The organism is Phenylobacterium sp., from assembly GCF_025351295.1.
In the GTDB taxonomy this organism is placed as follows: domain Bacteria; phylum Pseudomonadota; class Alphaproteobacteria; order Caulobacterales; family Caulobacteraceae; genus Phenylobacterium.
In genome coordinates this window covers 1-9,476 of record NZ_JANXWD010000101.1, presented here as the reverse complement: position 1 = coordinate 9,476, position 9,476 = coordinate 1, and the positions used below count along the sequence as shown (strand labels likewise).

Annotated in this window: 10 protein-coding genes and 1 pseudogene; 4 read left to right on the top strand and 7 right to left on the bottom strand. The window is 69.1% G+C overall.

All coding sequences use genetic code 11. From position 1 onward, the window contains the following. The first annotated feature begins 461 nt into the window (after window positions 1–461). The 3 genes from phnC to phnE are packed head-to-tail and all read left to right on the top strand — an operon-like array spanning window position 462 to window position 3,069. Window positions 462–1,256 carry a phosphonate ABC transporter ATP-binding protein gene (gene phnC / locus Q0R13_RS14260; protein ID WP_293905027.1) on the top strand — a complete coding sequence of 265 codons (795 nt, stop codon included), beginning with the start codon at window positions 462–464 and terminating at the stop codon, window positions 1,254–1,256. Then, a complete protein-coding gene (gene phnD / locus Q0R13_RS14255) occupies window positions 1,253–2,272 on the top strand; it encodes a phosphate/phosphite/phosphonate ABC transporter substrate-binding protein (protein ID WP_293905025.1) in 1,020 nt (339 codons plus the stop codon). Before phnC ends, phnD begins: the two co-directional genes overlap by 4 nt. Then, window positions 2,269–3,069 (top strand): phosphonate ABC transporter, permease protein PhnE, encoded by an 801-nt coding sequence (phnE, locus tag Q0R13_RS14250; RefSeq protein ID WP_293905023.1) that lies wholly within the window; start codon window positions 2,269–2,271, stop codon window positions 3,067–3,069. Before phnD ends, phnE begins: the two co-directional genes overlap by 4 nt. 28 nt (window positions 3,070–3,097) lie before the next feature. Here phnE and Q0R13_RS14245 read toward each other — a convergent pair whose 3' ends face one another. The 3 genes and pseudogenes from Q0R13_RS14245 to Q0R13_RS14235 all read right to left on the bottom strand — a co-directional run. Continuing rightward, window positions 3,098–3,547: an NUDIX hydrolase gene (locus Q0R13_RS14245; RefSeq protein WP_293905021.1), complete on the bottom strand. Its 450-nt coding sequence runs from the start codon at window positions 3,545–3,547 to the stop codon at window positions 3,098–3,100. A gap of 121 nt (window positions 3,548–3,668) precedes the next feature. Next, window positions 3,669–4,766, bottom strand: a complete 1,098-nt coding sequence (locus Q0R13_RS14240; RefSeq protein ID WP_293905029.1) for a glycosyltransferase family 1 protein — start codon at window positions 4,764–4,766, stop codon at window positions 3,669–3,671. Between the two features lie 126 nt (window positions 4,767–4,892). Continuing rightward, window positions 4,893–5,075, bottom strand: a pseudogene (locus Q0R13_RS14235) (helix-turn-helix domain-containing protein); the annotation flags it as partial. 213 nt (window positions 5,076–5,288) lie between these two features. On the opposite strand from Q0R13_RS14235, the gene Q0R13_RS14230 reads away from it, so the two are divergent. After that, window positions 5,289–5,927, top strand: a complete 639-nt coding sequence (locus Q0R13_RS14230; RefSeq protein WP_293905019.1) for a TetR/AcrR family transcriptional regulator — start codon at window positions 5,289–5,291, stop codon at window positions 5,925–5,927. A gap of 12 nt (window positions 5,928–5,939) precedes the next feature. On the opposite strand, the gene Q0R13_RS14225 is transcribed toward Q0R13_RS14230, so the two are convergent. The 4 genes from Q0R13_RS14225 to Q0R13_RS14210 form a co-directional block, all read right to left on the bottom strand. Further along, the gene (locus tag Q0R13_RS14225; RefSeq protein WP_293905017.1) at window positions 5,940–6,599 is read right to left on the bottom strand and encodes a D-2-hydroxyacid dehydrogenase; all 660 of its coding nucleotides are present in this window, start codon (window positions 6,597–6,599) and stop codon (window positions 5,940–5,942) included. Next, window positions 6,584–6,928 (bottom strand): hypothetical protein, encoded by a 345-nt coding sequence (locus Q0R13_RS14220; protein WP_293905015.1) that lies wholly within the window; start codon window positions 6,926–6,928, stop codon window positions 6,584–6,586. The genes Q0R13_RS14225 and Q0R13_RS14220 overlap by 16 nt, the downstream gene beginning before the upstream one ends. A gap of 48 nt (window positions 6,929–6,976) precedes the next feature. Further along, window positions 6,977–9,076 carry a redoxin domain-containing protein gene (locus tag Q0R13_RS14215; RefSeq protein WP_293905013.1) on the bottom strand — a complete coding sequence of 700 codons (2,100 nt, stop codon included), beginning with the start codon at window positions 9,074–9,076 and terminating at the stop codon, window positions 6,977–6,979. A 144-nt stretch (window positions 9,077–9,220) separates the two neighbouring features. Further along, a partial coding sequence (locus tag Q0R13_RS14210) for a DUF885 family protein (RefSeq protein ID WP_293905011.1) occupies window positions 9,221–9,476 on the bottom strand: 256 nt, incomplete at its 5' end.

Below are 9,476 nucleotides of genomic sequence, written 5' to 3'. Positions count from 1 at the left end.
AGCCGGCGAACCGACACCGCGTCGAAATCCTCCCGCAACACCACCACAGAGCCCATCACGCCCTCCTCTCGGACAACCAGCGTGAATCACTGTTCGGCCCTCAAGGGAATCCCCTGAGTCAGCGTCAGCGGCGATTGGTATAAGGCCGCGGTCCTTAAGGCTTCGGCCCATGCGGGCGCCGGTCGCGAGGCCGGGCCCGCGTTGGAGATGGCGTCCCCAAAGTTGTCGCCCCCACCCCCGGCTGACCGGCCTTTGCGCGCGTCCGGATAGGCCCGCGCGCCATGCCCGCCCATCCGACGGCGTGAAGCGCCCGTGAAACGGGCTGCGGACCGCTCGAAAAGCCATGCGCCGTCGGATCAGCCTCCTGCGGTCGCGCTGCGGCGCGTTCGCGCGCTAGACCGAGGCGCGCGCGGCGTGCCATGAAGCCCAGGCCTTCACTCGGGAAAGTTCCGGCCGCCCCCATGTCCGACGCCGCGGTTCTGTCGATACGGAACGCCTCCAAGACGTTCGGTCAGCGCAAGGCGCTCGGCGGGGTTTCCCTCGACGTCAGGAAGGGCGAGATGATCGCCCTGATCGGGCCGTCCGGGTCGGGCAAGTCCACCCTGCTGCGCTCGATCAGCGCCCTGCAGACCATCGACAAGGGCGAAGGCGTGATCACCGCCTTTGGCGGGCCGGTGCAGCAGGACGGGCGGATCGATTCCAATGTGCGCAAAACCCGCACCCGGATCGGGATGATCTTCCAGCAGTTCAACCTGGTCGGCCGGCTCAGCCTGTTCTCCAACGTCGCCCTGGGCTCGCTGGGGCGGATCCCGTTCTGGCGCGGCCTGCTGGGGCTGTGGCCGGCGGAGACCAAGCAGGCGGCCATGGCGGCCCTGCATCGCTTCGGCCTGGCGGACTATGCGGCCCAGCGCGCCAACACCCTTTCCGGCGGCCAGCAGCAGCGCGGCGCGATCGCCCGCGCCCTGGTGCAGAAGGCCAAGATCATCCTGGCCGACGAACCGGTGGCCTCGCTGGACCCGGTCTCGGCGCGCAAGGTCATGGAGATCCTGCGCGACCTCAACAAGAGCGACGGCCTGACCGTGCTGGTGACCCTGCATCAGGTCGACTACGCGCTGCGCTACTGCGACCGCGTGGTGGCGCTGAAGGCCGGCAAGGTGGTCTACGACGGCCCGGCCAAGGCCCTGAAGACCGAACAGCTGATCGACATCTACGGCCCGGAATTCGAGGACGTGTTCTGGGAAGGAGCTCCTGCATGAACCGCCCCCATCTGCTCGGCGCGGCCCTGATCGCCGCCAGCCTGGCCCTCGCTTCCTGCGGGAAGCAGGAGGCCCGGCCGGCCGCGGGCGGCGCGCCCACGGAGCTGACCTTCTCGATCCTGTCGGCCGAGAACCAGGCCTCCATGGCGCCGCTGTGGACTCCACTGCTGGACGACATGTCGGCCCAGATCGGGGTGAAGGTGAAGCCCTACTTCGCCCCCAACTACACCTCGCTGGTGGAGGCCATGCGCTTCAAGCAGGTGCAGGTGGGCTGGTTCTCCGCCGCCCCGGCGCTGTCGGCCATCAAGCGGGCCGACGCCGAGGTGCTGGGCCGGGTGGTCGATGCGGGCGGCGACGCCACCTACAAGTCGGTGATCATCGTCAGGAAGGGCAGCGGGATCACGCTGGAGAAGCTGCTGGCCTGCGACCGGACGCTGACCTTCGGCATGGGCGACGCCCAGTCCACCTCGGGCACGCTCGCCCCCATGGCTTATCTGTTTACGCCCAAGGGGATCGACCCGGCCAAGTGCTTCAAGGCCGTGCGCTCGGCCAGCCACCAGGCCAACGCCTTCTCGGTTGCCAACGGCGTCCTGGACGTCGCGACCAACAACTCCGTGGGGCTGATCTTCCTGCGCCGCGAGAACCCGGCCACCGCCGACAAGCTGGAAGCGCCGATCTGGATCTCCCCGCCGCTGCCGGAGTCCTCGATCGTGGTGCGCAAGGACCTCGACCCGGCGCTGAAGGAGAAGATCCGCCAGTTCTTCCTGACCTACGGCACCGGCGCCGACGCGGTGGGCGATAAGCAGCGGGCGGTGCTGAAGGGCCTGGCCTATGGCGGCTTCAAGCCGGCCGACAACTCCTACCTCGACCCGGTGCGCGAGATGGAGGCCGCCGAGGACCTGGCCGCGGCCCACCGCTCGAAGGACGCCGGCAAGATCGCCACGGCCCAGGCCGCGTTCGACAAGATCAAGGCTTCGGCCGACCAGCAGCGCGCCAAGGAACCGGCCGCCCAATGAGCGATGCCGCCGCCATTCCCGCGGCCCCCAGCCGGACCCTGACCCAGCGCGCGCCGGACGTTGTCGTCTGGGGCGGGCTGCTGCTGGTGCTGCTGTTCAGCTTCCATCCGGTGGAGATGCAGAACGCCACCAAGCTGTTCACCAACTCCGACAACATGCGCCAGTTCGGCGCCGAGTTCCTGAAGCCCGACTTCACCGACTGGAAGGTCTACGTCGCCAAGATGTGGCTGACGGTGCAGATCGCCATGTGGGGCACGGCCCTGGCGGTGATCCTGGCGGTGCCGTTCGGCCTGGCCTGCGCGCGCAACGTCTCGCCGCCCTGGGTGCAGCAGCCAATGCGCCTGCTGATGAACCTGCTGCGCTCGGTTCCGGACCTGGTGGTGGGCACCCTGTTCCTGGTGGCCGTGGGTCTGGGGCCGTTCGCCGGGGTGATGGCGCTGTCGATCAACACCGGGGCGGTGCTGGCCAAGCTGTTCTCCGAGGCCGTGGAGTCCATCGACAAGGGCCCCGTCGAGGGCGTCCGCGCCACCGGCGCCACGCGGCTGCACGAGATCACCTGGGGGGTCATCCCGCAGGTGGCGCCGCTGTGGACCTCCTATGCGCTCTACCGCTTCGAATCGAACTCGCGCTCGGCCACGGTGCTGGGGCTGATCGGCGCCGGCGGCATCGGCCAGCTGCTGTTCGATGCGCTGAACGCCTTCGCCTACCACCAGCTCTCGGCGATCATCATCGTCATCATCGTGGCGGTCTCGCTGATCGACCTGCTGTCCCAGGCCATGCGCAGCCGGCTGTTGTAGGCGCGCGCGGAGCGCGGCCCCGAGGAAATCAGCTCTTGAACCTGGTCAGCAGGGACTTCAGTTCCGGTTCGTCGACCAGGCCGGCCGCCTCGGCGGCGGTGGTCCAGTTGCGGTCGCGTTCGGTCATCTCCGGCCAGATGTCGCGTTCCTCGCGGACCTCCAGGCCATAGACCAGCACCCGGACGTGCTGCAGGCGGCCGGAGCGCAGGCGCTTGTCGTAGTGGTAGGTCCCCAGCGTCTTGCGGCCCGGCGCGCCCACCACGCCTGCCTCCTCGAAGGCCTCCTGGGCGGCGCATTCGCCGGGCGCCTTGTCCTGCATCGGCCAGCCCTTGGGGATCACCCAGCGGCGGCTCTCGCGCGAGGTGATGACCAGCACCTCCACCGCCCCGTCGGCGCGCCTGCGCCAGGGCAGGGCCGCGTACTGGGTGCGGGGCTCCCGGTCAGGTTCCGGGCGCAGTCTGTCGCGCGTCTTGCCCATCGCCAGTGTCTCGGAGCTCCCTAGCGATTCGGCCACGGACCGGCCGTTAGAGCCGCGCGGTTTACGCACGGTTTCGGCCTAAGCCAATCCCAATGTCATAAAAATGTCATACAACCGCGGCTCAGGCCGCCTCGGTCCGCCGGCGCCGCACCCGCGCCAGCCGCCGCAGCCGCCGCCAGAACCGGGTCTTCTCCGGCTCGGGATAGGGCTGCAGGTTCTTGACGAAGTCCTCCGCGCAGGCCCGCCAGGAGAAGGTCTCGGCGAAGGCCCGCACCCGTCCGCGGTCCAGGTCCAGGGCCTGCAGGCAGGCCTCGCGCAGCCCCTCGGTCGCCGTCAGCGCCAGGGTGCCGGCCCCGGACCCCGGGATCAGGTCGATGGGGCCCGGCGCCGGATAGGCCGCCACCGGCGTGCCCGCGGCCATGGCCTCCAGGATCACGAGGCCGAAGGTGTCGGTCAGCGAGGGGAACACGAAGACGTCGGCGCAGGCGTAGTGGGCCGCCAGCTCCTCGCCCGACTTCGGCCCCTTGAACACCACCTGGGAATAGCGGGTCTTCAGGTCCTCCAGCTGCGGCCCGGGGCCCACCACCACCTTGGTGCCGGGCAGGTCCAGCGCCACGAAGGCCTCGATGTTCTTCTCCACCGCCACCCGGCCCACATAGAGGAACACCGGCCGCGCCAGGCCCTCGAACAGGTCCGGCTCCTCGTCGCGCCGCGGACGGAAGTGCTCGGTGTCCACCCCGCGCGACCAGGCGGAGATGTTGCGGAAGCCGTGGCGGGCCAGCTCCTCGCGCATGGTGGGCGTGGCCACCATCAGCCGGCCTGACGGCTTGTGGAACCACTTCATGTAGGCGTACCCGGCGGCCAGCGGCAACGGCAGCCGGGCCGAGACATATTCCGGAAACCGGGTGTGGTAGCTGGTGGTGAACGGCAGCTTCCACTCCACACATATGCGCCGCGCCGCCAGGCCGATCGGGCCCTCGGTGGCGATGTGGATGGCCTCGGGCTCGAAGGCCTTGAACAGCTCCTGCACCGGCTCGTAGACCCCGATCGCCACCTTGATCTCGTTATAGGTCGGCAGCGGGAAGGTCTTGAACTGGCCGGGGTGGATCACCTCGACGGTGTGGCCCATCTCCTGCAGCTCGCTGACCACGCGGGTCAGGGTGCGGACCACGCCGTTGACCTGCGGCTCCCAGGCGTCGGTGGCCACCAGGATGCGCATGGGGCGGAGCGAATCGCGCGGCGCGGTGATCGCCTCGCGCAGCCGCCGGTCGGAGCGCGCCGGCTTAGGCCGCTCCGGCTGGCCGAACGCCTCGCTCTGCATCCAGGCCCAGAAGGCGCCTAGCAGCGCCTCCTTGGTGGGGAAGTGGCGATAGACGGTGCGCTCCCCGACCCCCGCGTCGCGGGCGATCTCCGCGAAGCTCAGGTCCTCCAGCGAGCGGGTCTCGAGCTGGTGGCCGACGGCCCGCAGGATCTGCGCCCGGGTTTCCTCGCGCTGGCGCTCACGAAGATTCGGCAGGGGGGTTTTCATGACAGTCGCACTGTCATGAGTTCGAAGCCCAAGTCAACGCATGCCCGCGTTACATCAATCCGGCGCCAATCGCATGACAGTGGCGCCCAATCGCTGGACAGGCCGCATCCGTCGCACCCCTCTCAGGCGTAAGCCCTGGAATGGCGATCCCTTATGTGGCTAGGGATTGCGCTCAGGAGCAGGCCCTCCCCAGGTCGCTGTAGATTGGGTCCGATGGACGCGCGCACCTATCCGGCGAAAGCGACGCCGAAGTCGCAACGAACGCGCGCGCGCATCCTGGACGCGGCCATGCGCCTGTTCGCCCAGATCGGCTATCACGCCGCCAGCAACGCCGTGATCGCCGATGCGGCCCAGCTGACGCGCGGGGCCATGCTCTATCACTTCGCCACCCGCGAGGAGCTGGTGGAGGCCGCCGTCGGCCATATCGAGCTGCACCGCGCCCGGCTGTTCGAGAAGGCGGCCTCGGCGCCGGCCGTGGCCGGGGTGGATGCCGCCGAGCATGCCATCGACGTCTATTGGTCGCTGCTGCACGAACTGCCGTTCCTGGCCTTCGCGGAGCTTGAGGCGGCGGCCCGCACCGACCCGATGCTGAGCCATCGGCTGGAGGGCGCGCGCAGCGCCTTCGACCACGCCCAGCTGGGCGGCGACCGCTTCGGGGCCATGGTCCAGGCCGGCGCCGACCCCCGGTTCCAGACCAGCCGCGATCTGGGCCGGTTCCTGCTGGAGGGCCTGGCCAAGGGGGCCATGACCTACGACGAGGCCGCGCGCCGGGACCGCCTCCTGGCGGTGATCAAACGCGCCGTGCGCATGCTCAACCGCAAGAGCGGCGGCGACGGCCTCTGGGAGGACTGAGGGCCGACACGCTCAGCTGGCCGCCAGGACCTCGGCGGCCGTCGCCTCATTCTCCAGCGGCTCGCCGGCCAGGAAACGGCGGAGGTTCTCCACGAAGATCACGTCGTTGCGGGGTGTGTTGCCGGCGCTCATGCCGGAAGAGTGCGGCGTCAGGGTAACGGCCGGATGGGTCCAGAACGGACTGTCGGCCGCCAGCGGCTCGGTCTCGAAGACGTCGAGGACCGCATGCGCCGGCGCGCCCTTGTCCAGCGCCGCCAGCAGGGCCGGCTCGTCCACCAGCGGGCCGCGGCCGACGTTGACCAGGATCGAGCCCGGCTTCATGCGGCCGAAGGCGGCGGCATTGGCGATGTGGCGGGTCTCCGGGGTCAATGGCGCGCACAGCACCAGCACGTCCGTGTCCGGCAGCAGGCCCGGCAGGTCCGCCAGGGCGGCGATCCGGTCCGCGACAGGGTCATCCGCCGGATTGCGCCGCACGCCGGTGATGTGGGCGCCGAACGCCTTGGCGCGCACCGCGACGCCGCGCCCGATGGCTCCGAAGCCGACGAGGGTCCAGCGCGTGCCGGCGATCTCGCGGAAGGTGGTGCGCGACCATTCGCCGGCCGCCTGGGCGGCGCGCCGCTCGGGCCCGCGCTGCAGCACGTCCAGCACGCCCCACATCACATAGTCGGCCATGCCCACCGCCTGGCCGTGGCTGGTGTCAGGCGCGCGCCCTTCTGCACGATCTTGCCGAAGGCCGGATTGTCGAACCCGGCCGCGCCGCTCTGCACCCACTTCAGGTTCGGCGACTTCAGCGTGGCGGCCATGAAGTTGCGGCCGGCGCCAGTGAAGAAGGTATCGGTGTTGGCCCAGGCGAGGTCGGGCGCCGCCTCATCCGGCGTCACCGGCGCGCCGGCCACGGTCATGTGGCCGTCGTCGTCGATCAGCACCAGCTCGAGGGCCGGCGCCGCATCGACCGCGGCCCGCACGCGAGCGTAAGACCGTTCGTGGATCAGCAGGCGCATCGGTGTCTCCCCGGCCGTTGTCTAGCCGGGGCGCGCACCCAATGCCAACTAGCGACCGCCGCCGGGCCTGACGGCTGCCGGCGCGGCGGGCGGGGCCGCGGGCGCCGGGGCCTGCTGCGCCTCCTGCCGCCGCCGTCCGCCGCTCATCACCTTCAGGGCCGCCATGAGCTCGTCGTTGCTGATGGCGCCGGACTTGTCCTGGTCCATCTGGGCGAAGTACGGGGCCAGCTTGTCGCCCAGTTCGCCCTTCAGCTCGGCCTTCTCGATCACGCCGTCCATGTTGTCGTCGAACATGCCCAGCAGGCGGGTCTGGTCCATCAGCCGGTCGTAGTCGACCAGCTTGGCGGAGGTCTCATCCAGCCAGCGGTAGCGGATGGCGGTGTAGAACATCTCCTCCCAGGACTGGTCGCCCCAGACGATGGTCTTCTTCGGGTCGGGGTTGTTCGGGTTCTGCGCGGAGTTGTCGTACCAGTAGTGGGCGATCAGCTTCGACCCCGCCGGGATCTTCAGCGGCTCGGCGAAGGTGTATTCGCGCTGCCAGTTGAAGTTGTAGCGCGGCATGGCCAGCAGCTCCTTCTTCGTGCCGTCCGGATACTGCACCCAGAAGTCCGAGGCATAGCCGCGGTAATGGGCGTGCGGGAAGGCCGAATAGAGCAGCATGTCCTTGGGCACGTTGATGTAGGCGGTCTCCTCGTGGCGCGCCTCGCCCGCCGGTATCTTGATGGTGTTGTCCACCACCACCGAGGAATGCATCACCAGGCCCGGCTTCTGGCCGTCCTTGTAGAAGTAAAGGCCCAGCAAGGACTTGTCGGTCACCTCCTTGCCGTAGGGGGTGTAGTGGGCCTGGAAGCCGACCGCGCCGCCCGGCGGCAGGTAGGTGCCGACGTTCCTGGGCCACAGGGTCGACTCGGCGCCCACCGCATAGCCGCCCATGGAGGCGCCCCAGCGGTCCTCGTTGCCCTTGCCGTCCTTCGGCACCTCGGCGATGTAGCCGCTGAGCAGGTGGTGCACCGCCTGGCGCTGGCTGACCACATAGGTCGAGGCCCTGACCCAGCGGCCTTCGGTCAGCGGATTGACCGCGATCGGGCGCTGGTAGTCGACCACGCCGGAGGCGGGAATGGTGTAAGTCGGGATTTCCAGCACCAGGTCCGGCTTGCCCAGCGGCCACTGCTGGGCGACGTGGCGCTTCTGGGCCAGCGGGTCGGGCCCGTCGCCGCGCGGCGCGCCCTGTTCGACCCAGTGGACCACGGTCTGGATCTCGGCCGGGCTCAGGCTCTTGTCGTCCGCCCACTTGCCGATGTGCGGGTCGACATTCCACGGCGGCATGCGCTTGGTGCGCAGCACTTCGCGGATCATCGGAGAGAAGCCCTTGACCATGTCGTAGTTGGTCATCGCAAAGGGGCCGATGCCGCCTTCCTCGTGGCAGGCGACGCACTTCTTCTCGAGGATCGGGGCGACGTCCTTGGCATAGGAGATCTGCGCCACCTTGCCCCGGCCGGGGAAGTCGACCAGACAGCCCGGGCTCATCTTGGTGGCGGCCAGGGCCTGATGGCCGGCCAGCACCGCCTCGATGGCGTCAGAAGCCCAGGGATGCTCGGCGGAGCCCTTCTGGGAGCCGTAGTCCAGCCGGTCGTCCAGCGGGCCACGATAGGCGACCTTCCAGGTCTTGGGATCGACCACGAAGAACTCTGCCGTGCGGGTCACGCCCAGCTGCTCGCCGACCAACTGGTTGCTGTCCTTCAGGATCGGGATGTCGATGCCGTAGTCGGCGGCCTCGGCCTTGATGGCTTCGGGGCTGTCCTGGAGGGACGAATTCAGCATCAGGAACTGCACGCCCTGCGGCCCGTACTTGGCCTGCAGCGCCTTCAGCGCCGGCGCCAGGTTGCGCACGATCGGGCAGCCGTTCATCTGGGTGACGATCACGATGACCTTCGCATCGCTCATCCGATACAGCTCGTGGCCCATGTAGCTGGCGTCGGCCAGCATGAAGTTGTCGATGGTCTTCGGCATCGCCGTGGTCGCCGTCTCGACCGCCGCCGTGGGCGTGCCGGCGGAGAGCGCGTTCGGGGCCGGGCCGTCGGTGGTGCAGCCGAACAGGAGCGCGGTCGCGGCCGTGGTGGCCAAGGCGTAAACGATCGCCTTCGTCATAGAAAAACCTCCCAAGGGCCGTTTTCGAGCTGTCCGCCCGCGTCAGGTCCCGTCCCGAAATCTCTGTTACGCCAGATAATATATGACCCCTGACCGGTTGCATCATTATTTCTAATCAATGTTCAGATGGGTTGACGCGCCCGTTCAGTGGCTCGACTCCGACGCGATCCAGGCGTCGACCCGGGCCTCCAGCAGGTCCATCGGCAGCGGCCCTGCCAGCAGCACGGCGTCGTGGAAGCGGCGGATGTCGAAGCGGTCGCCCAGCTTCGCCCTGGCCCGGTCGCGCAGCGCCAGGATCTTCAGCTGGCCCACCTTGTAGGCCAGGGCCTGGCCCGGCCAGGAGATGTAGCGGGCCAGCTCCACGTCGATGTTGAGCGGCGCCAGCGCGGTGTTGTCGGTG